Consider the following 25,715-nt stretch of genomic DNA (forward strand, 5'->3'; position numbering starts at 1 on the left):
ATCCGGTTTCTTATGCAAACTCGTTCAACGCTTCCGCCGTCCAGTTTCGTACACCGTTGTCTTCAATTATACCCAGGACGACATCGGTAATGTCCGGATCCGCTATCAATTTATCCTGCACTCTGAATTTGATGTCGTCCGCATCGGCCAACGTTAAGCCTTTGCGCAATTCAATCATAGCATCCACGTGGTAATAACGTCCCTCTTGCGTGATCCGAATATCATTGATGTCCGTAACGTCTTCGTCGGACAAAATGATCTGGGCCACCTTATCCGCTACATCGCGAGGAGCCGCTACGCCGATTAAACCCACCATATTGTCATAACCTACTCGAAACGCAACGCCAACCATGAGGAAGCCGATCAGGATCGTGACAACCCCGTCGAGCGCTTCGAATGAGGTAAGAGAAGTGATTAAGACCGCGATCATGGCTAGCAAGGCACCGGTAACGGCAACGAGATCTTCATAAAACACCAGCCGCGTAGGAGGCGCCGAGCGTCCCACGTGTTTGAACGAGGCTGCCAAAAACCCGAGTCCCTTGGCTTCCACTCTCGCTTCCTTCAAGATTTCCTTCATCGCTTTGATCAGAATAAAGCCGTCGATCACTAGATTGATCACCAGGGCGGCCATGTTGATCCAAAACGCACCTCCGCTGCCTGCTTGAACCGGGTGGTGAATCAAATGCCAGCCTTCCTTCACGGTTTCGTAAGCCATGATGCTGACTACGATCACTGCAATCATACAAAAGATGTTGATTACGCGTCCAAAACCGGTAGGGAATTTACGGCTTGGTTTTTTCTCCGCCAACACACTGCCTACGAACACAAACCCTTGGTTGATGCTGTCGGCCAAAGAGTGCATCGCCGAAGCGAACATCGCTCCGCTGCCGCTCATGGCGGCGCCTATCCCCTTCGCGACGGCAATAAACGCGTTGCCCACCATCGCAATGGCGGAGGATTTGTTTCCTTTCTTGATAAGCTGAAGCCAAGTTTCTCGTTCCGGTACGGGGTCCATTGTTCCTCCTAGTGATGTTCGATCATTTTGACTATTGTTCCTAATCCAACCTATTTTATAAGGCGGCTTGGATAATGTAATACGAGACAACCGACCGCTCGTTTCCTCCTTTGAACAAAAAACCTCCCTCGCATGCATTGTCGCAAGACATTGCCGCGAAGGAGGTTCCTAAGTTATAGGAGGCTAATCATCTCAGCTTATCAGCATTGCTCCGGATTCGGCTTCCCCGCATCGTCGGCCGTACGGAACGAAGTCCCGCACCCGCAGGTCGCGATAGCGTTCGGATTATGCATGGTGAAGCCGCCGCCCATGGCCGCTTCCTTGTAGTCGATCTCCAAGCCGTTCAAATACTTGGTGCTGTCCTCGTCGACCACCACCTTGAGCCCGTGGATTGTGTAGACGCGGTCACTCTCGCTCTGATCCTCGTCGAAGCCCATGCCGTACGTGAATCCGCTGCAGCCGCCCGACTTCACGCCCAGACGCAGGAACAGGTTCGGGCTTTCTTCGGCTTCCAGCAGTTCTTTTATTTTATCGCTTGCTTCCTCGGTTATCGTAATCATCTCGGATTCCCTCCTCGTCGTTCGAGTTCACCTTCAGTATACTCCTATTTGCTACCTCGCTCAAGGGGCGGGATGGAAAGGAAAGGATGCGTATTGCCCGTTCTCGGGATCAAGTTTATAATAGGTAAGTCAAGCAATCGGCTTCTTATTTTCGGTCTACCTTGTGCAAGCTTTCACAAGCGTGGCCGCAACCTACAAGAGTTCCTTTGGAGAGGAGAACGAACGGATGTCTATTGTAACGACGAACCCGGACAAGCGGATGGCCGACATTGCCGACAAGGTGGAACGAGGCGAACGGCTTACGCCGGAGGACGGCGTCTATTTGTATGAGAGCGAAGATTTGCTCACGATCGGACAGCTGGCGAACAAGGTGAATCAGCGCAAAAACGGCAACAAGGTGTATTTCATCGAGAACATGAGCCTGTATTTCACCAACGTGTGCGAAGCGCATTGCGCCTTCTGCCATTTTCGCCGCGACGAAGGTCAAGACGGGGCCTACACGCTAACGCCGGAGGAGATTCTGGCTTATGTGGGCGAGCACTTTCACCCGGGCATGAACGAATTCCATATCACCGGCGGGCACAACCATCATGTGACGTTCGACTACTACGTCAATTCCATTCGGGTCCTGAAGCAGAATTATCCGAAGGTGACGATCAAGGCGTATACCGCGGCGGAGATCGACTTCTTCTCGCGGCTGAGCGGGCTCTCTTACGAGCAAGTGCTCTCCCGCTTGATGGAAGCCGGTCTCGATACGATGCCGGGCGGCGGCGCGGAGATTCTGACGGACCATTACCGGAAGAAAATGAACGTGGATAAAGCGTCGACGGATCAATGGCTGACGGTGCACCGTACGGCGCATCTGCTCGGTATGAAGACGCATGCCACCATGCTGTATGGGGCGGTCGAATCGAAGGCTGACCGGATTCAGCACATGGTGCAGCTGCGGGAATTGCAGGACGAGACGAACGGGTTCATGGTGTTCATTCCGAACGCCATGCAGCCGGCCAATACGTCGATGGGTATCAAGCGCCGCACATCGGCCTTCGACGATCTCAAGACGATCGCGATCAGCCGGCTTATGCTCGACAACTTCCCGCACATCAAGGCTTACTTCATCAACCTGGGGACTCAGCTTGCTCAGCTTGCCTTGACTTTCGGGGCTTCGGACGCCCACGGCACGATCGTGCAGGAACGGATCAGCCATTCGGCAGGCGCATTGTCCCCGGACGGTCTGACTCGGGACGAGCTGATTCATCTGATCAAAGGGGCCGGACGCATTCCGGTCGAGCGGGACACGTTCTACAACGAGCTCCGCGTTCACGCCTAAGCGCACTGGCCCGTCCGGCGCTCCCGTCCCATACAATCGGACGGCGCTGGACATCCTAAGTTAAAGCGATCATCGTCTAGAAAGGAACTACGTCAGGCATGAAGAAATTTGTTATATTGGGCGGCGGCTACGGCGGCCTTACCGTAGCACAGGAACTCCTGGAGGGAGACATTCCGAAGGATACGGAGATTGTCCTGCTGGACCGGATGCCTTATCAAGGGCTCAAAACCGAATATTATGCGCTGGCCGCCGGAACCGTGAGCGAAGCGGAAATTCGCGTGGCCTTCCCCTCCGACCCGCGCATCATTCTGAAGTACGGCGAAGTGTCGAGCGTGGATCTGGAGAAGAAGCTCATCTACCTGGAAGGCCAAGACCCGCTGTCCTACGACTGGCTCGTTATCGCTCTGGGTTGCGTCGATAAGTTCCACTGTATCGAAGGAGCCGATGTGTACGCACACAGCATCCAGACTTTATCGGCCTCGCGCAAAACATATCAGGCATTGAACGATCTGAAGCCGTATGCCCAAGTGTCGGTCGTGGGCGGCGGATTGAGCGGAGTAGAGATCGCTTCGGAGCTGCGAGAGAGCCGGCCCGACTTGAACGTGCGGGTGATCGACCGGGGCGCGAGCATTCTTTCCGCGTATCCGGAAAAGCTGCAGTCGTATGTTCGCACCTGGTTCGTGGAGCATGGCGTAGAGATGCGTTCCCATGTGTCGCTGCACCGAGTGGAGCCGGGCGTGCTGCACAATAAGGACGAGGAAATCTTGACCGACCTGACGGTCTGGACGGCCGGCATTCAGCCGAGTCCGGTCGTGCAGCAGTTGGATGTACCGAAGGACAATCAAGGCCGTGTGTTGTTGAACGAGTATCATCAAATTCCGGCGCATCCGGACGTGTACGTGGTGGGGGACTGCGCGAGCTTGCCCTTCTCGCCGAGCGCCCAAGCGGCGGAAGCGCAAGGCAAGCAGGTCGCGGAGGTCATGACGGCGCTATGGAAAGGAGAAACCCCTCAGCTTAGACCCATTAAGCTGAAGGGTGTTCTCGGGTCGCTCGGCAAAAAAGCCGGCTTCGGCATGATGGGCAGCCGGATGATTATAGGAAAAGTGCCTCGGGTTCTGAAGAGCGGTGTGCTTTGGTTGTCCAAGCACCATTTTGGGTAAGATCGGCTTAGAGGTCGAAGTCAAAGGCCGTTTCAAGCTCTTTGATCTTGGCCATAATAAGCTCGTATAGCTCGTCCGCGTCTGAGGCGGCGACGATCTCGCCGTTCACCAGCGCGTAAGGCTCCATATAGCATTGGCCGCAATTGCCCAGGCAGCCGTACTCGATGACGTCCAGGCTCGGATCCTGTTCTAGCCGTTTCATCGTGACGTCGCTCCCGTTATGCATGTTGCTGGCGCAAAATTCTACGATCGGTCTCATTGGAACGGCACCACCTTGTCAGGCCATTTAATTTTTGCATTCATTGTATTATAATATACTTAAGAAAGGAGATGAATCAAATGGCGGATACACAAACTAGCATGTATGATGAAGTGCTTGAAGTGTTGGATAAACTTCGTCCGTTCCTGCAGCGCGACGGCGGCGACGTCGAATTGGTCGACGTGGAGGACGGTATCGTGAAGCTGAAGCTGATGGGAGCGTGCGGCAGCTGCCCAAGCTCCACCATTACGCTCAAGGCCGGGATCGAGCGCGCCTTGATCGAAGAAGTAGAAGGCATCAACGAGGTCGTGCAAGTATTCTAATTCTTGCGCTAGAACGAACGCCCTTGTCCGGGATCCCGGACAAGGGCGTTTATTGTTGGGCCAGCGTACGGATCGGGTCGAACCCTCCGGACACGTCCAGCATGTTGCCGGTGATGAAATCGCTGTGCGTCTGACACAAGAAGGCGATGACCCTCGCGATGTCCTCCCCGCTGCCCGGCCGGACGCCGGGCATTTCATCGTTCACGAGGTGGCGCACCTCGTCGATCGTCTTCTCCTTATTCGCCCCCCGGATGTCGCCGGGGCAAATCATGTTCACGGTGATGCCGTGCGCGGCTTGCTCCTCGGCGAGCGTCTTCGTGAACGAGACGAGCCCGACCTTCGCCGCAGCATAGACGGCGCGGTGCGGCCACCCGCGGGCTTCCGCCGCATGGCCGAAGCCGAAGTGGATGATGCGGCCCCACCGCTTCGCCTGCATGCCGGGCAGCACCCGGTGATCGAGCTCCATGACCCCGAGCAGGTTGCCCCGCATCAAGTACTCGATCTCGTTCAGCGCGTATTCGTGGAAGAAGCGGCGCTCCCGCACGAACGGCCCTGCGTTGTTAATGAGAATGTCGACCGTGGCGCCCCAGCTCGACTCGATCGTGTCGATGAGCCGCTGGGCCTGATCGCGATCGGCGATATCCGCCTGAACGGCGATCGCCCGCACGCCCTTGCCGCGCAGCTCGTGTACCAGCTGGTCGGCGGCCTCCGTACTATGCACATAATTGACGGCGATGTCGCAGCCCATGTCGGCCAGCGTGAGCGCCGTCATTCGACCGAGACCCTTGGCGCTTCCTGTAATGCAGGCCAGCTTGCCTTTCAGCATGATGCTCCCTCCAGTCAGATCGGCCGGTCCCGGCGAATGTAGTCGAACGCGATCGCGATTGTCCGGCACACCATCTCGTATCCGCAGCGCAAGTCGTTCAGATTGGCGGCCAAATCCTCGATATACGTCCGATCCGCCCGGCACAGGTCCGTTCGGGTCAAGTCATCCAGCATTTCGGCGTTGATGTGGTGAATCTCCATATTGCGCTTTTGGCGCAGCCGGTCCATCGGAACCTTGAACCGCTGTTTCTGCTCGAACAGTCGCTCCTCGAGCTTCGGTTGGAGCTTGCGATCGTGCATCTGGCGCAGCACGGTGAAGTAGGAGAACTTGGCCTTCACCCGCTCCGTCTGCAGCCGGTACATGTCGTTCAGGAAGTAGCCCAGCTTGTCCAGGATCGAGAACAGGCGAATAAACGCGTTTTTGTAAAAGTACAAGTGGGTGTGGTAGCAGCCAAGCTCCTCCTCGCCCATCGCTTCCTCGTATGTATGCGAGACCTGCTGGCCGAAATTGCCTGCGCCTCGCACGCTCCACTCCAATTCCACCAAGGCGGAGACGAACCCGCGGCACCACAGGTCGAAGCGCGTATACCGCCCGCACTCCGGCCCGCCCCGCTCGATCAGCTTGTGCAGATCCTTCCGGTACGCTTCGATGGCGCGCACGGATTGCTGCAAGAGCGCAGTCTCGGTTTCATTCGGTTTGCCCAGGATCGGACTTAGCAAGCCAACACCGCCTTAGTAGATAGTAATCGGGGTCCCCGCAAAGGATTAGGAATACGCGTCGTAAGCATTAACTTCACTTTGTGGGGTTTAGAAGTATTCCTTCCACCGCGAGTCAACGAGCTTCACGATATCCTCGCGCGGGACGAGCTCATCCGGGTACCCCGGCTTCATCCGCGCGTCGATAATCAGCGGCAGCTCGTAGCTCAGGTGGTGGTGCCGCACCTCGGCGTCGGCATAAATGTCCGTCGCCGGGTTGAACCGCGTGAACACCGACCAGAGGAAGCTGCTCTGGCGTTCGGCCACGGCCGCATCGTCCGAGACGATGACGACCGGCCAGCCCGCCAGCTGCGCCTTGGCCTGCTGCAGCAGCCGCTGCGGCAGCTCCGGGTCGTCGACGAACGACGCTCCGGAGACGACGAGGCAGCCGCCGCAGAACGGCCGCGCGTCCCGGATGCCTGGCAGCGCCCCGCCGGCATAAACGCGCGGCAGCTCGCGCACCGGCTCGCCTACGCCGGCGAGCACGGCCTTGCTCCCGTGATTCAGCCGAAGTCCTGTATAGTCTAACGTATCGTTCGACGTTTTATTAAAAATGTACAAATCCTGGCGCGGATCGAACCGCTCGAGCACGAGCTCGAACAGCCTCGGGAAGTCGGCCAGATCGACAGGCTGATCGGTGAGCAGCAGGAACTTGGTCAGCGACAGCTGCCCCTCCCCCAAGATGCGGAACGCGCTCGTCAGCGCCTCGCGGGCATAGCTCTCCCGCACGACGGCCGATGCGAGGGCGTGGAAGCCGGTCTCGGCGTATGTCCAGAGCGACTTGACGCCCGGCATGACGACCGGGAACGCCGGCGACAAGAGGCGCTGGAGGAAGTCGCCGAAGAAGTAGTCTTCCTGCCGCGGCTTCCCGACGATCGTGGCCGGGTAGATCGCATCCTTGCGGTGCCACACGCGGTTCACGTGCAGCACCGGGAAGTCATGGATCAGCGAATAGTAGCCGAAGTGATCGCCGAACGGCCCTTCCGGGCGGCGCTCATGAGGCGGCACGAGGCCGCTGATCGCGAATTCCGCCTCGGCGACGAGGCGGTGCCCCCCGTGCGGATCGTCCGCGAGCGGGAGCTTCTGCCCGAGGATGAGCGAAGCGAGCAGCAGCTCGGGCAGATGCTCGGGGGCCGGCGCGATCGCCGAAGCGATAAGCGCGGGCGGCCCGCCCAGGAACACGGTGACGGGCAGCGCCTTCCCGCGCTGCTCGGCTTCGTGGTAGTGGAAGCCGCCGCCCTTGTGAATTTGCCAGTGCATCCCCGTCGTCTGGCCGTCGTACACCTGCATGCGATACATGCCGAGGTTATGGTGCCCGCCGTCCGGATGCTCGGTGTAGACGAGCGGCAGCGTGATGAACGGACCGCCGTCCTCTTGCCAGCACGTCAGCACGGGAAGCTTGTCCATGGGGCGGTCCGTATCGCATACCTGCATAACCGGCGCTTGCTGGGCGGGCACCGATTTCGTCCCGACCTTCAGCGCGTCGATCAGCAAGTTCCGCTCCCCCCACAGCCCTTTCAGCGTGGGCGGCATCAGCCGTTCCATCGCGCCTACAGCCTGGCGCATGAATTGCTCCGGCCGCGGCCCGAACGCGAGGTCGATGCGCCGAGGCGTGCCGAACAAGTTCGTCGCGACCGGGAAAGCGCTCCCTTTCACATTCGTGAACAACAAAGCAGGGCCTTGTTCCTCAATGACCCTGCGGTGAATCTCCGCCAATTCCAGGTATGGATCGACAGGAGCGTGAATTTCAATCAGTTCGTTCTCGGCGCGCAGCAGCTCGAGATGCGCGCGCAGATTCGTCAAGTTCATGGGTACCCCCTGAATGGATTAGCCGGCCGCCATTCGGCGCACCCGGACGCACAGATCGCACAGGATGCCGAACAAGCAGGCGATTAGGATAACGTGCAGCAGCGCGGCGAACAAATACCAGTCCGTCCCGAGCGCATACACAATGAGCGCTCCGCTGATGACCTGGAGTCCAGCGAGCGTAAGCGCCCATCTTGCGCTAGTACGAATGAACGGTATATCGGCATACGTACGGTTCGCACGGAACGCGATGTAGGCGATCGCCAAGAACAGAATGGCGGCCGCGATCCGATGGGCGAAGGCGATGCCCGTCGCCCCGGACAGCTCGGGAACGACTTCGCCGTTGCACAGCGGCCAGCCGAGGCAGCCGCCGGACGATTCCGTATGTCGCACGAACGCCCCTATATAGACGACCACATAACTGTAGCCGGTCACGAGCCACACGGTATTACGAAACTTCCGGCTCACCGTTCCAAGCTTCCCGACGGTTTTATCTCCCGAAAACTCGTCCTTCCAGACCCCGATCGTTAATAAGAGAGTAGCCGCGAAAGCAACCAACGAAAATCCGAAATGCAGCGCCAGCACCGCGTCCGAGGTCGGCCACACGACCGCCATCGCCCCGAGAATCGCCTGCAGCACCGTAAAGAACAATGCGCTATAGGCGAACAGCTTCGCCTCCCCGCTATGGCGGAGGAGCTTGTACGTATAGATCGCGGCCGCGAGCACGAGGATGCCCACCAGGCCGCTGACCGCACGGTGACTGTATTCGATCATCGACTCGATTGTGTAAGCCGGGATGAACTTGCCGTTGCAGAGCGGCCAATCGTCGCCGCAGCCCCGGCCGGACTCGGTCTTGGTGACGAGCGCCCCCATCAGGAGCACGAGTCCCATGCCAATCGTCGTGAGGAGAGAAACCCATTTATATGATTTTTGCATAAAAGCACCTACTTTTCGTTCAATCCGTCATCCTACATTATAGCTTGATCGCCCAGCTAAAGCCATTTCCGAAATGTGAACAAACCTGTTCGCCACCAAAATGACAAAAAGCCGCCATCGCTCCCCTATAAGGAAACGAATTAGCGGCTTGTTACACTATATTGCCAGTCGGGCGTCCAGTTAAGCCTTTTTAGCAGCCACAGCCTCGCTCACTTCCACGACCCGGTCGAAAAACTCCTCGATCTCCTCGCGCGTCTTGCGGAGCTTGCTCACGAAGCGGATCGTCTCTTCGCCCTTCACGAAGGCGATGAAGCTCGGAATGCCGAGCACGTTGTACTTCTCGCACAGATCCGGCAGCTCGTCGCGGTCGATATGGACGAATTGCAGCCGGTCGCCGTACTTCGCTTCCACATCCGGCATGAACGGTTCGATATAATGGCAGTCTTTGCACCAGGTTGTTTTGAATACCGCTACGGTAGGCTTATCTTGCCCAATGGTATCGTAAAAGGCTTGCTCGGTTCTAAGTTGTTCCATCGCCAATCCCTCGCATTCCCATTCGTTTTCCCTGTTATAGCATGCCCGAGAGGTGCTGTCAATGATAGACGGCCCAACTGGGATGTGTGGGATACACCAAATTTTATGAATTTACATTATTAGTAAAAAGTGATATCATAAAAGTATCAAAAAGAAATCCCCATACCAACTAAAAAGGGAGCGTTGTGGAATGAAAGAACAAAAAACGATGTATATGAACGGCTACCTCGGTATCGTTCTAATTCTCGGCCTGGGCGGATTAGGCTTGTATGCCTTGGTTCAAGAGAAACTGGTAATAGCGATTCTGCTCGAGGCAATCGCCTTCCTTCTCCTGACTTCCATTACCGTCATTCAGCCTAATCAAGCTAACGTCATCACGTTCTTCGGCAAGTATCTCGGCACCATCCGCGAGAGCGGTCTCTGGATGACGGTTCCGCTCAGCGTGCGGCGCAAAATGTCGCTGCGCGTCCGCAACTTTAACAGCGCCAAGCTGAAGGTGAACGACATCGAAGGCAACCCGATCGAGATCGCCGCCGTCGTCGTCTTCCGTGTGATAGACACCGCGAGGGCCTCGTACGACGTCGACAACTATGAGCAGTTCGTCGAGATCCAGAGCGAGACTGCGCTCCGTCACGTGGCCACCCGCTACCCGTATGATAACCTAGATCAGGCAGGTTATTCGCTCCGCGGCAACGCTGAGGAGGTTGCCTTGGAGCTGGCGCAAGAGCTGCAGAATCGCCTCGCCGTAGCCGGCGTGGAAGTGATCGAGGCGCGGCTCACGCATCTCGCCTACTCCACCGAGATCGCAAGTGCGATGCTGCAGCGCCAGCAAGCGACCGCCATCATTGCCGCCCGGGAGAAAATCGTAGAAGGCGCGGTCAGTATGGTGCAGATGGCGATCTCCAAGCTCGAGCAGGAGACCGGGCTCCAGCTTGACGAAGAGCGCAAGGCAGCCATGATCAACAACTTGATGGTCGCTATCGTGTCGGACCGGTCGGCCCAGCCGGTTATCAACACCAGTACGCTCTACTAAGCGTGCGGAGCGCCATATGCCAGGAGCGAACGGGAATACCAAGAAGAGCTTCCCACTGCGCATGGATCCGAAGCTGTATGAGATCATCGAGCACTGGGCCGCCGATGAGCTGCGCAGTGTGAATGGGCACATCGAATATTTGCTGCGTGCTGCCGCTTTCCGCTCGGGACGGCTGAGAGGCCCCCGGCCGGCCGGCATACCGGCAACCGAGACTCAGGCGGAGCCGCGGGCACATAACGACGGAACGTCGGGAGAATAATACCTTTCAAAACCGCAAGGCAACCATGCTGCACCGGCCGAGGAAGGAGACGTCCCGATGAACGCCGAAGGAAATGCCAAAGCTGCGACCGTAAGCCGCTTCGTGAAACGGATGCTGGCCATCCCTCTTCACGCCGCCCATTACCTTCTCGGGAAAGCGTCGAATTACCGGCGGTCCGCTCAGTTGGCGGAGTCCGCCACGGCCCTTGCCATTCCAAGTCAGACGCTGCGCCGGATCCGGCATGAGCTGGCCGCTCAGCTGCGTCGCGACGCTTCCTTGCCGCAAGAGACTGCTTCCATCCAGCCGATAGCGGCGGAGGAGCAGTCTCTTGTTCGTGCAATCGCAGCCGAGACCGAGCGCATGAACCGCAACAACGTAACCCGGACGCAAGCCTACTATGAGCTGTATTCCCGTCATCCCGAGCTCCATTGGGCATTGCTCGCGCATATGGTATCCCGGAACGGGGGATGGAACATGACCGACCTACGGGGGGAGCTCCTCCCGCGTCTGTTGACGGACGATCGGCTTCGGATGAGCTTTGCTTTTCTGGAGCGGGCGAACTCGTTTATATTCCACGATGCGTATCCCCAACTGCTGCTGTATGAAGCGAGCAAGTCGCACGGCAAGAGCTTGTTTCACCTGCTGCCCTTGTTCCGCGTATCCGCCTTTATGAGCCCGATCTGGGACGCGTTCTGGCGCGATCGCTGCTCCGAGCTGCTGACCGCTTCGCTCATCATCAATGAGCAGCACTATATTGAAGATCGGGTCGTTCGAAGCGAACCGTTCGCCTCCATGCTGAACTCCGTGCCCTATCGCGCTCAAACGTGGCTGCAGCTCAATGTGCTCGCCTTCCCCTATACCTCCAGCCTCCCGCACCCCCGGCTCGCGGGCCGGGTCCTTGAACATTTCGCCAATCTGCAAGAGCGTATCGGCATCGGCATGCAGCTGTACGCGATCCTGTTCGGCGTCCCGGACATTCGGGAAGGCGTGCTGAAGTTCGCCTCCTCCACTCCTCACACAGGGTCGCGGGCCGACTATTGGCCGCAGCTGTTCGCTCCCGAGCGTCCGTCCTCTCCGGAAAAGCCTTACGCCGAGAAGCTGAACGGATGCAGCCTGCTGCCCGGAGCCGCGCGCTTATGCAGCCCGAAGCTCGCCGACGCCTGGCCGGATACCCCTTTCGACTCCCCTCCGCGATATGACTGGTTCGACTCCCTCACGGTCATGGAATATTACGACGACCTTACGGTCCCCCACGCGTTCGAGATTACGAACGAAGCCTGCTTCGCGCTCAATAAAATAGAGCTGGCCGTCTTAACCGACCAACTCCTCTGAGATTAACCTTGGCTCGCGCTGTTGCTGCGGCTCTTGTCGCGGCGGAAGCGGCGGTACAGCTTCTGCAGCGGTCCCGGGAAGCTGCCGATCTCGCTCTCCGTCACGGTTCGCGTGAGGAAGAGCAAGAGCACATACAAAACGCAAGCGAGTCCGCCGACGATCGCTGCATTGATCATATCGTTCACCCGCGCGGCCGCGAACGGCTGCACCCATTGGCTCGTCGCCCACTCGAGCGCCGCGCCGACTGCCGACGTTCCGATCACCGTCACGATGATGCCTCCCCATTTGCTGCCCAATACCGTGTAATCCACCATTCGTTTCAACACGCGCAAGTTCAGCTGCGCCATCGCGATGAAGCAAAGCGCGGTTGCAGCGATGATCCCGTAGATGCCGAGCCATGGCGAGAGCAAGTAGCTCGCCACCAGCTTAATGACGATCCCGATGGCGACATGCAGGATGAGCGGCTTCATTCGCCCCATGCCCATCAGGATGGCGCCGGAGGTTTGCATGACGATCTGGAACAGGACGCTGACGGTCAGGAATATAATGATGGACGTGCCGTCATGATTGCCGAACAGGAAGCCGTTCAGCGGCCGCGCCGCTACGCAAATCGCGATGACCATCGGCAGCCCGGTGACGACGGACATGTACAGCGCCTTGGACGCTTGTCCGCGTACAAGCTCCATGTCCTGGCGGGCGAAGGCGGCGGACACGACGGGCACCGCCGACTGGCTGAGCGCGATCGCCAGGATGATCGGGATGCCGGCGAGCGACTGGGCTCGTCCGCCCAAGACGCCGAGCGCCTCCTTCGCCGCGTCGTAGCCGAGATCGCCTTGCAGCAGGCCGATCGTAATCGACGAGTCGATCAAGTAGATGAGCGGCACGGCCGTCGAGAACAAGACGATCGGCACGGCCACCCGGAACAGCCGGCGATAGATCGCGCCGTAGCTGGGCGACTGGACCGGCTTCGCATTGCCGGTCTGTCCGGTGCGGGCGTCCTCGCGCCGCATGGCGAGCGCGTAGTACGCCATCACGAGGACGGCGCCGATGCTGCCCATCACGCCTCCGAACGAGGCGCCGGCCACAGCCTTAACGTGGCCGTAATCGAGCTGGAGCAGGAGGAACGCGAGGCCGACTGCCGTGACGAGCCGCAGGATCTGCTCTACGATCTGCGACAGCCCGTTCGGCAGCATGCGCTGCCGGCCCTGGAAATAGCCCCGCATGATCGCGATCAGCGGGAACAGGAGCAGCGCCGGCGCGAGCGCGCGGATGGACAACGCGGCGTCCGGGTCGTGGCTCACTTCATTCGCGTAATACGGCGCGAACACGAGGAGCAGGAGCGTCATGACGACACCGGCGCCGAGGGCGAACAGCCCGGCCGCTCTATAGATGCGGTTCGCTTCCGCATGCTGCCCGAGCGCCGTCTCCTGCGAGACGAGCTTGCTGAGCGCGCTTGGAATGCCGGCGGTGGCGATGACGAGCAGGAAGCTATAGATATTGAAGGCGATCGAGTACGTCGCCATACCGGCGTCATCGAGCAGATAGACGAGCGGAATACGCTGCACCGCGCCCAATACCCGGGCGATCAGGGCGGCGAGCGCGAGAATAATCGTTCCTTTGACAAGCGAATCCTTGGACAATTGAGACCCTTCTCCCTGTAATAAGCATGACTCCTATTATACTAGGATTGTTCCCCCTCCGCCATGAACGATGAACCAAATCTGGGCGAATGCATATGATGTGGATGACTAGAAACGGAGGTGCAAGGCAACATGGAGATTTACAAGGCGAAGGCGGAAGTCCATAAGCTAATTAAGCAATGTAAGGAAGAAGCCTATCACGCGTGCAAGCAGTACTTGAACCGGTATGTGCGGTTGGAGCGCACGAACGGGGCCGTTCACGAAGGATACATCGTGCATGTCGATGCCGATTACGTATACTTGCATTTGCCCCAGCAGCAAACGCGCTATTTCAACCCCTACTATCCTGGTTATGGAAACTACTTCTACAACAGCACGGTACTGCCGCTGGTGCTGTTCGACCTGCTCGCCATTACGCTGCTGTTGTAGGGAAGAGGGCAAGAGGAACGGGAAAGCCTGACAGAGGCTTTCTTTTTTTCTGCGCGGATTTGCGGTACAGTGGTGGGAAAGGACGGTGGGTACAGGCATGACTGTAGACTGGAAAGCACCTGACGACATAAAGACCGTAAACATCCTATTGGCCGGCTTCGGCACCGTGGGCCGGGAATTCGTTCGCGTGCTCCACCGGCGAGAGACGGAGTGGAAAGCGAGATACCGATTGCGGTTCCGGCTCGTCGGAATCTTGGGCAGCGGTGGGCTGCTGTACGACGCCGAAGGCATACAGATCGCCGCTCTGCTCGACGCCCCGGGGCGGGGCTCGAAAGCGCTGCGCGACTACGCCGATAACGAATGCGGACGCACCGCGACTTGGCTCGAAGCTTCAGCATCGACGACGATGGCGATGCCGGACTGGGGGCAGCTCGCCGACGTCCTCGTCGAAGCGACCCCGACGAATATCTCGCATGGCGAGCCGGCGCTCTCTTACATGATGAAGGCGTTGAACCGGGGGCTCGACGTCGTGGCGATCTCGAAGGGCGCGCTGGTCTCGAACTTCGGCGCTATCCGGGACGCGGCCCGCTCGAGCGGGACAAGCCTCCGGTACAGCGGGGCGACGGCCGCCGCGCTGCCGACGCTCGATCTCGGAGACTACGCGCTTGCCGGCTGCAGGATCTCGAAGATCGAAGGCATCCTCAACGGGACGACGAACTACATCTTGACCCGGATGCACGAGGAGCCCGTCTCGTTCGCGGAGGCGCTGCAGGAGGCGCAGCAGCGCGGCATCGCCGAGACGAATCCCGCACTGGACGTCGAGGGGACGGACAGTGCCTGCAAGCTCGTCCTGCTGGCCGATGCGCTGCTCGGCGCGTCCAGTACGCTCCGCGACGTACAGGTGACCGGCATCGATCGAGTCACGCCGGACGCGATCGCCGCGGCACAGCAGGCCGGCAAGAAGCTGAAGCTGCTCGCTTCCGCTGAGCTCGTCCCGCCGGACGCGTCGCCGGAGTCCGGGACGCGCATCCGGCTGGAAGTCGCTCCGCGCGAGCTCGAGCCTGGCCACCCGCTATTCGGCGTCGACCGAACCGAGAAGGGTATCGTGTTCCACACGGACTTGATGGGCACGGTCGCCGCGATCGGCGGCGCCTCCAGCCCTACCGGAGCCGCGGCCGCGGCGTGGAAGGATCTGATCAATCTGTATCGGCCGGACAAGTAGGCTGGAAAAGGCTTGGATGACCCCAAAAAGGGCTCGGGAACCATGCTCCCGAGCCCTTCTCACTATTCCGCTATTGCAGTCGCTCCAGCAACGCGTCGTCGAAGCGCGCCTGCGCGTTCGTCGCCCGGAACCCGAAGCCGCCGCGTGGCAGCGTCGTGTCGTAGGCGCTCAGCTCAAGCGTCCCGTTCACGTATAGCTTCAGCACCCCGCCCTCCACGGCGGCCTTCAGCGTGTAGTACGTGCCGGTGGCGACCGTGTACGCCTTCTCCGCGAGCACGGTCGGCGTCGCCGCGGCCGCAAGGCCGCTCAGGACCTTTTCGATGCGCAGCTTCGTGCCGCTGCCGCTGTTGTACAGCAGGAAGCGGTAGCCGTCATTGATGCCGAGCGAGCGGGCGACAAGTCCGGCGCTGGCCGGCGTCGCGCCCCAGGCGGCGACCTTCACTTTCGCCTGTCCGCTGTAGGCGTACAGGTCGTTCTGCTCCCGCGTTCGCACCTCCGAGTTGGCGGAGCTGAGCGAGTCGGTATACAGCTCGAAGTTGTTGATTATCCAAGGCCCGCGGTCGATCTCCCAATCGTCCCCGATGATCTCCGTCACCTTCACGTTGTCGAAGTACGCATCTCGGCGATGCGCGTCCAGCCCGACGTACCCTTCGGTAATGTCCGAATCGGTCGCCGTCAGATAGAGCGTCCCGTCGACGTACAGCTTGAGCGTATTGCCGCTGATCGTGCCCTTCAGCTTATACGTCGTGCCGGTCGCCATCGTGAACGGTACCGTAGCGAGCACGGTAGTCGTGCCGGCGAATACCTTCTCGATCCGCAGCGACGTGGTCCCGCTCAGCGAGTAATAGCGGAACATGTACGTATTGAGCACGTCCTGGTACCGAGCCAGCAGATGCACCCCGTTCGTCCCGGTCGTGGCCGACACCGTCGTGACATCCGCCTCCACGAGCACGTCCGTCCACTTGGACGTCGTGACCGTCTTGGCGTCCACGCTGGCGTTGTTCGTCTGGCGGTACACCTTGCCCGCGCCTTGGGCCGTGACGCTCCATGTCCCGTTAAGCGGCCGCCAGCCAGTCGCCGAACCGCTCTCGAAGTCATAGAACTCGTTCGTCAGCGGAGCCACGTCGAAGCTATCCGTCAGCACCGTCGAAGCCGTGCTCGCCCCGGCCGCCGCGACGGTGATGTAGCTGCCCGCCGTCGTAAACCCGACGCCGGCCCCATTGAACGTAACGGCCGTCACCCCGGGAGCGTAGATCGTGACCGCGTACGCCAGCTTCTCGCTGCTGGACAGCTGCAGCGTCGTACCGCTATATTTCACGGCCAAGTTCTGCACCGTGCCGGTGGCCGAGAGGAGATTCGTCGCCCCGTCGGTCAACAGGCTGCCCTCGTCGATCGCGATCTGGCTCAGCGCGCCGCCGGACGTCTTTTCGATATAGGCCAGCTCGCCGTTATAGCCGTACGTTCCGAAGCTGCGGGTCGGGTGCGTCGTCTCGTGCGAGAGATAGTAGGCGGCCACATTCCCGTTGTTGCCCGAATCGAGATTGATCGTCAGCGCCGTAGCGGTGTAAGGACTGACGCCCGCCATCGCGAGGCGCGACACCGTCACGTTGTGATTCTGCCCGGCATCCTCGGGGAAAATCACCGTGTCGTAGGAAGTGCTGCCCGTCGCCGATTTCGTATAGGCCAAGTATTGAGCCGGCGAATAGGAGGCGTAAGCGTCCGAATAATACCCGTTCCGAACCGCCGCCGTGACGGTAGTCGGGTCGGCCGGCACGATCTTCACGTTCGGCTCCCCGACGAACTGCGTCGTCACCGCCTTCGTCGTCCCGTTCAGGCTGAGCGTATTCGGTCGGAAGTGCCACAGTTGCTCATACGTGTTCGCAATCGCGCTGCCCGTCATCACGTCGGACACGATCCAATAGTTCGGCTTGGCGAAAAATACTTTGCGGTTGTGATAGATCGGCGCGTAATCGCCGTGCTGGCCGTCATAGAAGTCGAAGCCGGCGTTCGTGATCCACTTGTTCAGCTTGCGGTTCACCAGGCTTTGCGGATTGTTGTTCACCTCAACCGTATTGTGGGCTTCCGTGGTGCGCCTCAGCCAGTCCCCCACTGTGTCAGGAGAATCGTAGGTGTAAACGCCCGGGTCGGCGATCAGCCGCTTGCCGTAAGCGTACATGACCAGACTCAAGTCGTCTGGGTGGTTGTGGGAAGCCCCGTAATCCGTATCCTCGTTCTCGATGAACATGTATTTGTCATTGTCGTTCCAGCCCGTCCGCATGATCGCGGAGCTGTTCGGATACACGACCGACGTATGGTCCGGCACCGTCCCGCTCGCTCGATGGGAAGCGATATACTCGAAATCCGATCGTCCGTAAATTGTCGCATAGTCGGCCAAAAGCCCATGGGGAGCGAACTCCTTTTCCGAGGAATCCCCGATCATCGGCCCTTCCTCCAGGTTCGGGAACAAGGCGTCCATGGTGAATTCCGCGCTGCGCTCGAGCAGCTCCTTGGAGTCCTTCAACACATCGGCATAGCCGTTTAGCTGCCCGAACTGCTGAATCGTATTGGCGAGCGACAGGCCATACAAATGGTAGCCCTCCGTAGGCTCGTCGTTCATGCCGTCGCCCTTCACGTTTTTGTTCATGTACTTGCTCATCGCGCCCTCGCCGCGCATCCGCCAGTTCTCCGCATCCTTGAACTCGGGGAAGTAGACGCCGGCGATATAGATCGCGCGGGCGATGCTCGCATACCAGTTGTTGCCGTTCGCCGATTCGATGTTCGCATAGGCGTAGTCGGCCATTTGCCAGATATGCTTCAGGTAAGCCGCGTTGCCGGGCGCATCGATCGAAGGACTGTTCCGGAACACCGAGTAGGCCATGTTCCAGTTGGTCAGCCGTTTCGCCAAATCCAGGATGTTCTCGGACGTGCCGTTGGCCGTATTGCCTTTGTCCGTGATAAACTCCAGGGCGAATTTCATCCAAGTGTCGGAGTATGAGGTCCGTTTCGGATCGCCTGGTGCAAGCGCGTTATACCCAGGGGCGAGAATGTTGTACATCAGGAAATCTTCCAAATAATTATTGAACGAGGAGTTCGACCAGGAACCGCCCGTCCATGTCTGATCCCACTGGATGCCGCCGGATCCGCTGAAGTTCTTGGTCTCTCCGAGAATCGTGAAAATGTAGTTGACCAGATCGTCCGGACTGGATTCCAGCGGGCCTCCGGAGGGCGTCGTGCCGACCGGGAAGTAGACGGGGGCGGAGCGGCTTTGAAAATAACTCAGCAGATGGGTCTTGGCCGCTGTGTAGTTGGCAGCGGCTACGTCCGCCTTCACGGTCGCGAGACCGGGATAATCCAGATTAAGCTTGGCGAAAAAAACGTCGTCAGTCATGTTGCTGGGGTCGGTGTAGGCACGTGCGGCTTGGGGAGGAAGGAGCATAACCGTAAGGAGTGCGACAAAGGCGAACAACAGCAGCAGCATCGGCCTGAACGCCGACAGGCGAGGCGCGTGGTCCATCATGGGATCCCTCATTTCGCGTCAGATTGGGTGCAACTGGACGGCGAGCATGATCTGGGATGTCGACTAAGAAGCTTAGCAAACCGATAGGGTTGGGCTACCACCTCCTTTTGCTTTCATTCTATCACATCCATTTATTTCAAAATACCTATCATATACATGTATATAAATAAACTATTTCTATCACACATAAATATTTTAACAATTATCATTTATCAGCGCTTCCGAGTATACTGAAAGAAACTCATGCCATTCTCAGGAGGTCGAGCTTATGCTAGCCAGAGGTTTGGAAGGAATCGTCGCCGCCGAAACGTCGATCAGTCTCGTCGACGGCGCCCAAGGCCGTCTCATATTCCGCGGGCATCGCGCCCAGGACTTGGCCGTCCGTCGCACCTTCGAGGAGGTCGCGCATCTGCTCTGGTACGGAACGCTGCCGGGTGCCGACACGCTTGCGGCGTTCACCGGCAGCATGAAGGAAGCGCGCACGCTGCCGGCGTCCGTCCGGCTCGTTCTCGACGCCCTGCCGGCCGATGCTCCGATGATGAGCGTGCTGCGCACCGCCGTCTCGGCGATCGGCGATGCCCGCTACGCTTGGCCGCCTACCGCCGAGCAGGCGCTCGAGCTGACGGCCGTGCTGCCGTCCATCATCGCCTACCGGTTCCGCCGGCTGCAGGGAGCACCCTTCGTCGAGCCGCATCCCGAGCTGCGTCATGCCGCCAACTACTTGTACATGCTGTCGGGCGAGGTACCGTCTGAAGCGCACGTGCAAGCGCTCGAAGCGTACTTGATCCTAACGATGGAGCATGGCCTGAACGCCTCCACGTTCGCCTGCCGGGTCGTCAGCTCGACGGAGTCCGACCTCGTGTCCGCCGTAACGGCCGGTATCGGTGCAATGAAGGGGCCGCTGCATGGCGGAGCCCCCTCCGAGGTCATCGCTATGCTGGAGGAGATCGGCGCGAGGGAGAACGCCGAACCGTGGATCCGCGGCAAGCTCGAGCAGCGCGAGAAGCTGATGGGCTTCGGCCATCGCGTCTACAAGACGATGGATCCCCGGGCCGAGGCGCTGCGGGAAGTGACTGCGCGGCTGAACGCAGAAGACCCTTGGTTCGACTTCGCCCTGCACGTCGAGGAGACGGCCATCCGGCTGCTGGCGGAGTATAAGCCGGGGCGCAAGCTGTACACCAATGTGGAGTTTTTCGCCTCGGCGGTGCTGAAGGCGGTACGGCTCGATCCCTCGTTGTTCACGGCCACATTCACAGCGAGCCGGATCGTCGGCTGGACCGCCCACGTGCTGGAGCAGGCGGCGGACAACCGGATCTATCGGCCGCAATCCGTCTATACCGGTGACCTGCCGTAAGGCTTGTCACTGGTTGCCTCACCATTTTCCCGACAAATGGTTGCCTGTCTAGTTCGCCTTGTACATCCGTCTATACGCCCGGTATATGTGGGACATAGCATATACAAGTTCAAAGGGAGGCATAGACGGATGAACGATGTGGAGTCCTTAGACGAGCTTGATCAGAAAAAGCGCCGTCGGCACAAGCGGATTGTGAAATGTCGACCGCGCAAAAAGAAAAGGCATTGCGTGCTCAAATCCAAAAAGAAGCGTAAAAAGATTATTGTGAGAACGATCATTAACAACCCTCCGCCGGACGTTACGAACATCGCGCCATCTCCGGTGACCGTCAACCCGACTGTAAACGTCGATTCGACTTTGACCGTGGCCCCTTTTCGCCGATTGTGCAACCGGGCCCATATCGGGACGTTCGCGAATCCGAACAGCATCGACATCGCCGATCCGAGTACGGACCCGAGGGCCGTTCCGTATCCGTCGACCATTACGGTCACCGGATTAGAAGGCTTTATTACGAAGGTCACGGTCAACCTGCTTGATCTCTCCGGCAATAATTTCGATGCGAGGGAGATTCTCCTCGCCGGACCGGACGGAATTACGAATACGCTCCTCACCTCGGATGCAGGCGGCATGCTTGGCTTTGCCCACGTCTTCTTGACGTTCGACGACTCGGCAGCCGGTCCGATACCGGATGACGGCCCGCTCGTCTCCGGTACGTATCAGCCGACCAATTACGAAGAGATCGAGAATCTCAACTCGCCGGCGCCTCCGACATCGCCAGTCGTTGCGCTTAGCAATTTTAACGGGCTCGCCCCGAATGGAGTTTGGAGTCTATACGTCACCTCGGATTCTCCGATTGGAGGAGCGTTCGTCATCGCGGAAGGCTGGACGATTACGATCACGACGACCGAGCCCGAGGACTGTACGTTTACCCCGTTATAGTCCGCTTGAACGTTTGCCATTTCCGAACCAGTTCGCGATTATGGTTAAGAGAGACGGTCTTCCGGGACCGTTTTTTCTATGCTCCTCCCGCTCCTCCCGCTCCTCCAAGCTTACAGCTGCGCATTTCCAATAGTTCCGGGTAACTTCCTTGAGCTCTCTTTTCCGCTGCTCCGCCTGTTGTTCTACCAAGTAATATTCGTCCAGCATGTCGCTCCCTCCATCCATCCCTTATGGGTCTCTTTTGTGTTTTCTCTTGGTGCTATTTTTACATGTTCAAAAGATGATAAAAAGAGTATAATGAGCGAAAATAATTTCCCCTTTTTTTCATTGTCAAGCTGGCCTAGCGGAGGAGGAAAGGAAGTTTATGCAACTGTCCTTGCAATATTTGCAGGTTCGCCGCGCATATGCATCTCAACCGGAGCAATCGCCATTTCCGATCGGCCTGGACGAGCTGGCCCGCATCTGGTATTGCTCGCCTCGCAATGTGAAGATCGTGCTCAAGAAGCTGCTAGCCGTAGGCTGGATCGCCTGGACTCCCGGGATCGGCCGCGGGAACTTGTCGATGCTGACTTTCTTGATGCCGCACGAGCAGGTGCTCGTGGAGCTGGCCCAGAAGCTGGCTGACAAAGGCCAGCTCTCGGAAGGGCTCGAGCTGATCCGCGAATACGGGGACGGGACGTCGGCCCGGGATCGGTTCATGGAGTGGCTGACGGGGTATTTCGGGTATCAGACGGAGCCCGAGTCCTCTTCCCAGAGCTGCGTGGAGGTGCTGCGGCTTCCGATCCCGCACGCCCTGTATCGGCTGGATCCGATCTCGACGTTCTTCGCTACTGACGTAAACGTAATCCGGCAGCTATTCGATACGCTCGTGCGGTATGATCGGGCCACGGGTACGGTCGTACCTCATCTGGCCCACAGCTGGGAGAGCGAAGCCGGCGAACGGCGCTGGATTTTCCGGCTGCGCAAGGGGGTGCTGTTCCATCATGGGCGCGAGCTGACCGCGGAGGATGTCGCGTATACGTTCCGCCGATTGATGGACCCGGATCCGGGGACGGAGTCCGCCTACCGCTGGCTGTTCCGGGAGCTGGTGTCGGTGCACGCACGGAACGCGACGACCGTCGAGTTCGAGCTCTGCGGACCTCATTACTTGTTCCCGCGCTTCCTGTGCAGCCACGCGGCCTCGATCGTCCCTCAGGACGTCTGCCAGCAGAAGGGAGCGGCCTTCGCCAGGCATCCGGTCGGGACCGGGCCGTTCCAGCTGATCGCCAATGTGCCTTCGTTTTGTACGCTGGAGGCGTTCCCTTCTTATTTTCAAGGGAGGGCTTATCTGGATCGGGTGGAGATGATCATCATGCCGGAGGATTGCCTCACCGCCTGGACCGAGTCGCCCTGGGACAAAATCGCCTTCCACCACGCCCGACTCGAACCGGCTGCCACCCAGCGTCCCAGCTGGTCGGCGGCGGAGGAGCTGTTCCCGGGCTGCTGCGTGATGACGTTCAATCTGAGCCGGGCGGGCGGACCTCAGCATAGCTTTGCGTTCCGGCATGCGCTGCACTATCTGACCGACCGGGGGAAAATGATCCGCGACTTGGGTGAAACCCGGGTGTACTGCGCCCACTCCTATGTTCCCGGCGACTTCCTGTCGGCCGACGACTACGCCTTCAACCCCGAGCTCGGGCTACGCCTGCTGAAGGACTCGGGGTATCGGGGCGAACCGTTCGTGCTGGCGACGACTGCGGGGCATGCGGAAGACGCCGCTTGGCTGCAGCAGCAGTATGCGCGGTTCGGCGTTCAGCTCCAGGTGGTGATCCAATCCCGGGAGGAGATGGTCGACGCGCAAGCGATTCGCCAGGCGGACGGCTACCTGTTCAGTCTCGTCATCGAGGACGAGGGGCCGTTCCAGAACTATCGTTCGGACCTGAGCTACATCCGCGCGCATATGGCGCCCGACTCGCTCCAGACGTGCGACCGGATGCTCGCGACACTGCTGGCCGAGCCCGACCCACAAGCACGCGTGGGCCTGCTGCAGCTGCTGGAGGGAATGCAGAACGAGAACCGCTCGCTGCTGTTCCTGGTGCATACGAAGCAGATCGCCTCGCTGCACCCTTCGGTGAAAGGGTTCCGCCTGAACCCGCTCGGGTGGGTTGACTTTAAGGACATTTGGTTTTTGCCCGAGTAGGCTGGGGGCTGGGTAGCTGGAATGCCGGGGCGCAGGAGTAGAGTAATTTGTGGGGGGTGCGGTTGTTTGCAGGAGTGTAGGAGCGGAGGTGTGTGGGGGGTGCGGGGTACGGAGTGCAGGAGTGTAGGATGTGGGGGGTTGCGAGGTACGGGAGTTGCATGGTGCGTGGATACGAAGATTAAACTCTGTTGATCGAATCGGTGTGAATGCTGTTGCCTAGGTTGAGGATTGAAGTGCTTGGACCTAGTTACTAGAATGCGAGCTTGCTACAGGTTGCCGAGTGCTGGGTCGCAGGTTGCGGGGGTGGATGGTGTTGCCGGGGTTTATCGGTCGCATGGAAGCTCAGGTTGATGTTCATGCGTACGTTGTCTGTGTTGCCGAATTTAGGGGTGTACAGGTTACGGGGATGGATGGAAATGCTAGGGTATATCGGTCGTAAAGGATAGCTTAGGTCGATATTCATACGGAGGTTGGAGAATAGAATCAGTCGGATCGATTTGCCGGAGAATCGCTCAGGTGGATGTGATTGCGATTGCGCTTAATCCTTTCCAGTAACACGACTAATTCGGCTTAATCCCGTCCACCGCCCAAGATCCCGTCCAGAAACACGACTATTTCGGCTTTATCCCGTCCACCGCTCCGGATCCCGTCCAGAAACACGACTATTTCGGCTTTATCCCGTCCACCGCCCCGGGTCCCGCCCAGTAACACGACTATTTCGGCTTTATCCCGTCCACCGCCCCGGATCCCGTCCAGTAACGCGACTATTTCGGCTTAATCCCGTCCACCGCCCCGGATCCTTTCCAGTAACCGACGCCTCCAAAAGAGGAAAACCTCCTCCTCTTTTGCGCAAACCGGCCCGATTTCGGGCAGGAAAGGGAAAACCTCCCTCTCCTCCGGCCAAAAATCCGCTCGATCCGAGCATTTAGCCAAAAAAAGAGGGAGGTTTTCCCCTTAACGTGCGAAAAAGAGGACCATTCGGCCCAAGAAGAGGGAGGTTTTCCCTCTCCCATCAAAACTCCGCCCCGCCTTCACGCCTAACAAAGCCTACACCTACACGCTCTTGATTGGCTCGAGCGGCTCCTTCACGTGGCCGTACACCGGCTTAGCCCCGAGCTTCGGAGCGGCCCAATGCACGGCATTGGAAATCACGCGCAGCACATCCTGGTTATGGTACGTCGGATACGTCTCATGCCCCGGGCGGAAGTAGAAAATCTTGCCCTGCCCCCGGCGGAACGTGCAGCCGCTGCGGAACACTTCGCCGCCTTCGAACCAGCTGACGAAGACGAGCTCGTCCGGAGCCGGAATGTCGAAGTGTTCGCCGTACATCTCCTCATGCTCGAGCTCGATGAACTGCCCGACGCCCTCTGCGATCGGATGCGACGGATCGACGACCCAGAGCCGCTCCTTCTCCCCGACGGCGCGCCATTTCAGGTCGCATGTGGTGCCCATGAGCTTTTTGAAAATTTTGGAGAAGTGGCCCGAGTGCAGCACGATCAAGCCCATGCCCTGCAGCACGCGCTTCTGCACGCGCTCCACGATCTCGTCGCTCACTTGGTTATGGCCCCGGTGCCCCCACCAGATGAGAACATCGGTCTCGCTCAGCACCTCGTCGGACAGACCGTGCTCCGGCATGTCCAGCGTAGCGTAGCGCACTTGCACGTCTTCCTTCGCAATCCCGGCCCCGATCGCCCCATGGATGCCATTCGGGTACAGGGACGCGACGACTTGGTTTTCCTTCTCATGCAAATATTCGTTCCAGACGATAACGCGGATCAAGGTAGTTCCTCCCTACGCATTAGTGACACTCAGTTCCAGATAACCCACCCTATAAATAGCACAATCATGATCAATTGTAAAATGAATTTTACGACGACGCTGGAGAGAAATCCGACCAACGACCCGATCCCGACCTTCACCGCTTGTCCCGGCTGCGACCCGGCGAACAGCTCTCCGATCACCGCCCCGAGAAAAGGCCCGAGCAGCAAGCCGATCCCCGGAATGACGAAGGGGCCGACGAGAATTCCGATTGTGCTGCCGACGACCGAAGCCCGGGAGCCGCCTACCTTCTTCACCCCCAGCGCGCTGACCAAGTAATCGGCGACGATAACCGCGACTACGATGGACGTCTGGAGAAGCCAGAACCAGAAGCCGAACTCGCCGAACCCGATGAAAAACCCGTACACGAAAAAAGCCGCATAGATCGCCAGCACGCCCGGCAAAATTGGGAAGATCGCCCCGGCCATTCCGACCGCGAACAAAACGATAACCAGGATCCATCCCGCAATGGCCATTACGCACCCGCTC

General features: G+C 59.0%; 24 protein-coding genes. 11 read left to right on the forward strand and 13 right to left on the reverse strand.

Annotated elements, in window-relative coordinates:
- Positions 1–10 precede the first annotated feature (10 nt).
- A complete protein-coding gene (locus tag ACI5FR_RS17625; RefSeq protein ID WP_405456605.1) occupies positions 11–1,015 on the reverse strand; it encodes a cation diffusion facilitator family transporter in 1,005 nt (334 codons plus the stop codon).
- A 200-nt stretch (positions 1,016–1,215) separates the two neighbouring features.
- Entirely contained in the window at positions 1,216–1,575 is a 360-nt protein-coding gene (locus ACI5FR_RS17630; RefSeq protein ID WP_405456608.1) for a HesB/IscA family protein, read from the reverse strand.
- A 226-nt stretch (positions 1,576–1,801) separates the two neighbouring features.
- On the opposite strand from ACI5FR_RS17630, the gene mqnE reads away from it, so the two are divergent.
- The gene (mqnE, locus tag ACI5FR_RS17635) at positions 1,802–2,905 is read left to right on the forward strand and encodes an aminofutalosine synthase MqnE (protein WP_405456610.1); all 1,104 of its coding nucleotides are present in this window, start codon (positions 1,802–1,804) and stop codon (positions 2,903–2,905) included.
- 98 nt (positions 2,906–3,003) lie between these two features.
- Positions 3,004–4,065 (forward strand): NAD(P)/FAD-dependent oxidoreductase, encoded by a 1,062-nt coding sequence (locus tag ACI5FR_RS17640; RefSeq protein WP_405456612.1) that lies wholly within the window; start codon positions 3,004–3,006, stop codon positions 4,063–4,065.
- A 7-nt stretch (positions 4,066–4,072) separates the two neighbouring features.
- On the opposite strand, the gene ACI5FR_RS17645 is transcribed toward ACI5FR_RS17640, so the two are convergent.
- Positions 4,073–4,324: a YuzB family protein gene (locus ACI5FR_RS17645; protein WP_405456614.1), complete on the reverse strand. Its 252-nt coding sequence runs from the start codon at positions 4,322–4,324 to the stop codon at positions 4,073–4,075.
- 80 nt (positions 4,325–4,404) lie between these two features.
- Between ACI5FR_RS17645 and ACI5FR_RS17650 the strand changes: the two genes are divergently transcribed.
- Positions 4,405–4,647: a NifU family protein gene (locus ACI5FR_RS17650; protein ID WP_405456616.1), complete on the forward strand. Its 243-nt coding sequence runs from the start codon at positions 4,405–4,407 to the stop codon at positions 4,645–4,647.
- Positions 4,648–4,696: 49 nt separating this feature from the next.
- Here ACI5FR_RS17650 and ACI5FR_RS17655 read toward each other — a convergent pair whose 3' ends face one another.
- From ACI5FR_RS17655 to ACI5FR_RS17675, 5 genes are all read right to left on the reverse strand, one after another.
- On the reverse strand, positions 4,697–5,470 hold the full coding sequence (locus ACI5FR_RS17655) for an SDR family oxidoreductase (RefSeq protein ID WP_405456718.1): 774 nt from the start codon (positions 5,468–5,470) through the stop codon (positions 4,697–4,699).
- Between the two features lie 17 nt (positions 5,471–5,487).
- Positions 5,488–6,192 carry a Cthe_2314 family HEPN domain-containing protein gene (locus ACI5FR_RS17660; RefSeq protein WP_405456618.1) on the reverse strand — a complete coding sequence of 235 codons (705 nt, stop codon included), beginning with the start codon at positions 6,190–6,192 and terminating at the stop codon, positions 5,488–5,490.
- An 87-nt stretch (positions 6,193–6,279) separates the two neighbouring features.
- On the reverse strand, positions 6,280–8,037 hold the full coding sequence (locus ACI5FR_RS17665) for a UbiD family decarboxylase (RefSeq protein WP_405456620.1): 1,758 nt from the start codon (positions 8,035–8,037) through the stop codon (positions 6,280–6,282).
- Between the two features lie 18 nt (positions 8,038–8,055).
- Complete coding sequence (locus tag ACI5FR_RS17670; protein ID WP_405456622.1) at positions 8,056–8,970, reverse strand: COX15/CtaA family protein; 915 nt, start codon at positions 8,968–8,970, stop codon at positions 8,056–8,058.
- 180 nt (positions 8,971–9,150) lie between these two features.
- Positions 9,151–9,504, reverse strand: a complete 354-nt coding sequence (locus tag ACI5FR_RS17675; RefSeq protein ID WP_405456624.1) for a thioredoxin family protein — start codon at positions 9,502–9,504, stop codon at positions 9,151–9,153.
- Between the two features lie 190 nt (positions 9,505–9,694).
- Between ACI5FR_RS17675 and ACI5FR_RS17680 the strand changes: the two genes are divergently transcribed.
- From ACI5FR_RS17680 to ACI5FR_RS17690, 3 genes are read left to right on the forward strand one after another with little or no spacing between them, the layout of a single operon-like run.
- Entirely contained in the window at positions 9,695–10,537 is an 843-nt protein-coding gene (locus ACI5FR_RS17680; protein ID WP_405456627.1) for an SPFH domain-containing protein, read from the forward strand.
- A gap of 16 nt (positions 10,538–10,553) precedes the next feature.
- Positions 10,554–10,796 (forward strand): type II toxin-antitoxin system antitoxin, encoded by a 243-nt coding sequence (locus tag ACI5FR_RS17685; RefSeq protein ID WP_405456629.1) that lies wholly within the window; start codon positions 10,554–10,556, stop codon positions 10,794–10,796.
- A gap of 57 nt (positions 10,797–10,853) precedes the next feature.
- A complete protein-coding gene (locus ACI5FR_RS17690; RefSeq protein WP_405456631.1) occupies positions 10,854–12,128 on the forward strand; it encodes a DUF2515 family protein in 1,275 nt (424 codons plus the stop codon).
- A 2-nt stretch (positions 12,129–12,130) separates the two neighbouring features.
- On the opposite strand, the gene ACI5FR_RS17695 is transcribed toward ACI5FR_RS17690, so the two are convergent.
- Positions 12,131–13,768: a putative polysaccharide biosynthesis protein gene (locus ACI5FR_RS17695; RefSeq protein WP_405456634.1), complete on the reverse strand. Its 1,638-nt coding sequence runs from the start codon at positions 13,766–13,768 to the stop codon at positions 12,131–12,133.
- Between the two features lie 132 nt (positions 13,769–13,900).
- Here ACI5FR_RS17695 and ACI5FR_RS17700 point away from each other — a divergent pair, with 132 nt between their 5' ends.
- Both ACI5FR_RS17700 and ACI5FR_RS17705 read left to right on the forward strand, forming a co-directional pair.
- Entirely contained in the window at positions 13,901–14,197 is a 297-nt protein-coding gene (locus ACI5FR_RS17700) for a hypothetical protein (RefSeq protein ID WP_405456636.1), read from the forward strand.
- Between the two features lie 97 nt (positions 14,198–14,294).
- Positions 14,295–15,419: a homoserine dehydrogenase gene (locus tag ACI5FR_RS17705; RefSeq protein ID WP_405456639.1), complete on the forward strand. Its 1,125-nt coding sequence runs from the start codon at positions 14,295–14,297 to the stop codon at positions 15,417–15,419.
- Between the two features lie 70 nt (positions 15,420–15,489).
- Here the strand turns inward: ACI5FR_RS17705 and ACI5FR_RS17710 are convergent, their stop codons facing one another.
- On the reverse strand, positions 15,490–18,936 hold the full coding sequence (locus ACI5FR_RS17710) for a heparinase II/III family protein (RefSeq protein ID WP_405456642.1): 3,447 nt from the start codon (positions 18,934–18,936) through the stop codon (positions 15,490–15,492).
- 268 nt (positions 18,937–19,204) lie between these two features.
- Between ACI5FR_RS17710 and ACI5FR_RS17715 the strand changes: the two genes are divergently transcribed.
- Together ACI5FR_RS17715 and ACI5FR_RS17720 are read left to right on the forward strand one after the other, a co-directional pair.
- Positions 19,205–20,290, forward strand: a complete 1,086-nt coding sequence (locus tag ACI5FR_RS17715) for a citrate synthase (RefSeq protein WP_405456645.1) — start codon at positions 19,205–19,207, stop codon at positions 20,288–20,290.
- Between the two features lie 129 nt (positions 20,291–20,419).
- Complete coding sequence (locus ACI5FR_RS17720) at positions 20,420–21,229, forward strand: hypothetical protein (RefSeq protein ID WP_405456646.1); 810 nt, start codon at positions 20,420–20,422, stop codon at positions 21,227–21,229.
- Here the strand turns inward: ACI5FR_RS17720 and ACI5FR_RS17725 are convergent.
- Positions 21,224–21,436: a hypothetical protein gene (locus tag ACI5FR_RS17725; RefSeq protein WP_405456649.1), complete on the reverse strand. Its 213-nt coding sequence runs from the start codon at positions 21,434–21,436 to the stop codon at positions 21,224–21,226. The genes ACI5FR_RS17720 and ACI5FR_RS17725 overlap by 6 nt on opposite strands.
- Before the next feature lie 157 nt (positions 21,437–21,593).
- Here ACI5FR_RS17725 and ACI5FR_RS17730 point away from each other — a divergent pair, with 157 nt between their 5' ends.
- Positions 21,594–23,408 (forward strand): ABC transporter substrate-binding protein, encoded by a 1,815-nt coding sequence (locus ACI5FR_RS17730; protein WP_405456651.1) that lies wholly within the window; start codon positions 21,594–21,596, stop codon positions 23,406–23,408.
- 1,053 nt (positions 23,409–24,461) lie between these two features.
- Here the strand turns inward: ACI5FR_RS17730 and ACI5FR_RS17735 are convergent.
- Together ACI5FR_RS17735 and ACI5FR_RS17740 are read right to left on the reverse strand one after the other, a co-directional pair.
- Positions 24,462–25,187: a ThuA domain-containing protein gene (locus tag ACI5FR_RS17735; protein ID WP_405456654.1), complete on the reverse strand. Its 726-nt coding sequence runs from the start codon at positions 25,185–25,187 to the stop codon at positions 24,462–24,464.
- Between the two features lie 29 nt (positions 25,188–25,216).
- A complete protein-coding gene (locus ACI5FR_RS17740) occupies positions 25,217–25,702 on the reverse strand; it encodes a DUF456 domain-containing protein (protein ID WP_405456656.1) in 486 nt (161 codons plus the stop codon).
- Between the last annotated feature and the right edge of the window lie 13 nt (positions 25,703–25,715).

The organism is Paenibacillus sp. HJGM_3 (assembly GCF_045062745.1).
In the GTDB taxonomy this organism is placed as follows: domain Bacteria; phylum Bacillota; class Bacilli; order Paenibacillales; family NBRC-103111; genus Paenibacillus_AA.

Coding starts and splice junctions, on each gene's coding strand:
- ACI5FR_RS17740 (WP_405456656.1), bottom strand. CDS start 25,702: ATGGCCATTGCGGGATGGATCCTGGTTATCGTTTTGTTCGCGGTCGGA.
- ACI5FR_RS17680 (WP_405456627.1), top strand. CDS start 9,695: ATGAAAGAACAAAAAACGATGTATATGAACGGCTACCTCGGTATCGTT.
- ACI5FR_RS17700 (WP_405456636.1), top strand. CDS start 13,901: ATGGAGATTTACAAGGCGAAGGCGGAAGTCCATAAGCTAATTAAGCAA.
- ACI5FR_RS17690 (WP_405456631.1), top strand. CDS start 10,854: ATGAACGCCGAAGGAAATGCCAAAGCTGCGACCGTAAGCCGCTTCGTG.
- ACI5FR_RS17665 (WP_405456620.1), bottom strand. CDS start 8,037: ATGAACTTGACGAATCTGCGCGCGCATCTCGAGCTGCTGCGCGCCGAG.
- ACI5FR_RS17640 (WP_405456612.1), top strand. CDS start 3,004: ATGAAGAAATTTGTTATATTGGGCGGCGGCTACGGCGGCCTTACCGTA.
- ACI5FR_RS17670 (WP_405456622.1), bottom strand. CDS start 8,970: ATGCAAAAATCATATAAATGGGTTTCTCTCCTCACGACGATTGGCATG.
- ACI5FR_RS17710 (WP_405456642.1), bottom strand. CDS start 18,936: ATGATGGACCACGCGCCTCGCCTGTCGGCGTTCAGGCCGATGCTGCTG.
- ACI5FR_RS17625 (WP_405456605.1), bottom strand. CDS start 1,015: ATGGACCCCGTACCGGAACGAGAAACTTGGCTTCAGCTTATCAAGAAA.
- ACI5FR_RS17675 (WP_405456624.1), bottom strand. CDS start 9,504: ATGGAACAACTTAGAACCGAGCAAGCCTTTTACGATACCATTGGGCAA.
- ACI5FR_RS17685 (WP_405456629.1), top strand. CDS start 10,554: ATGCCAGGAGCGAACGGGAATACCAAGAAGAGCTTCCCACTGCGCATG.
- mqnE (WP_405456610.1), top strand. CDS start 1,802: ATGTCTATTGTAACGACGAACCCGGACAAGCGGATGGCCGACATTGCC.
- ACI5FR_RS17650 (WP_405456616.1), top strand. CDS start 4,405: ATGGCGGATACACAAACTAGCATGTATGATGAAGTGCTTGAAGTGTTG.
- ACI5FR_RS17730 (WP_405456651.1), top strand. CDS start 21,594: ATGCAACTGTCCTTGCAATATTTGCAGGTTCGCCGCGCATATGCATCT.
- ACI5FR_RS17725 (WP_405456649.1), bottom strand. CDS start 21,436: ATGCTGGACGAATATTACTTGGTAGAACAACAGGCGGAGCAGCGGAAA.
- ACI5FR_RS17630 (WP_405456608.1), bottom strand. CDS start 1,575: ATGATTACGATAACCGAGGAAGCAAGCGATAAAATAAAAGAACTGCTG.
- ACI5FR_RS17720 (WP_405456646.1), top strand. CDS start 20,420: ATGAACGATGTGGAGTCCTTAGACGAGCTTGATCAGAAAAAGCGCCGT.
- ACI5FR_RS17645 (WP_405456614.1), bottom strand. CDS start 4,324: ATGAGACCGATCGTAGAATTTTGCGCCAGCAACATGCATAACGGGAGC.
- ACI5FR_RS17705 (WP_405456639.1), top strand. CDS start 14,295: ATGACTGTAGACTGGAAAGCACCTGACGACATAAAGACCGTAAACATC.
- ACI5FR_RS17715 (WP_405456645.1), top strand. CDS start 19,205: ATGCTAGCCAGAGGTTTGGAAGGAATCGTCGCCGCCGAAACGTCGATC.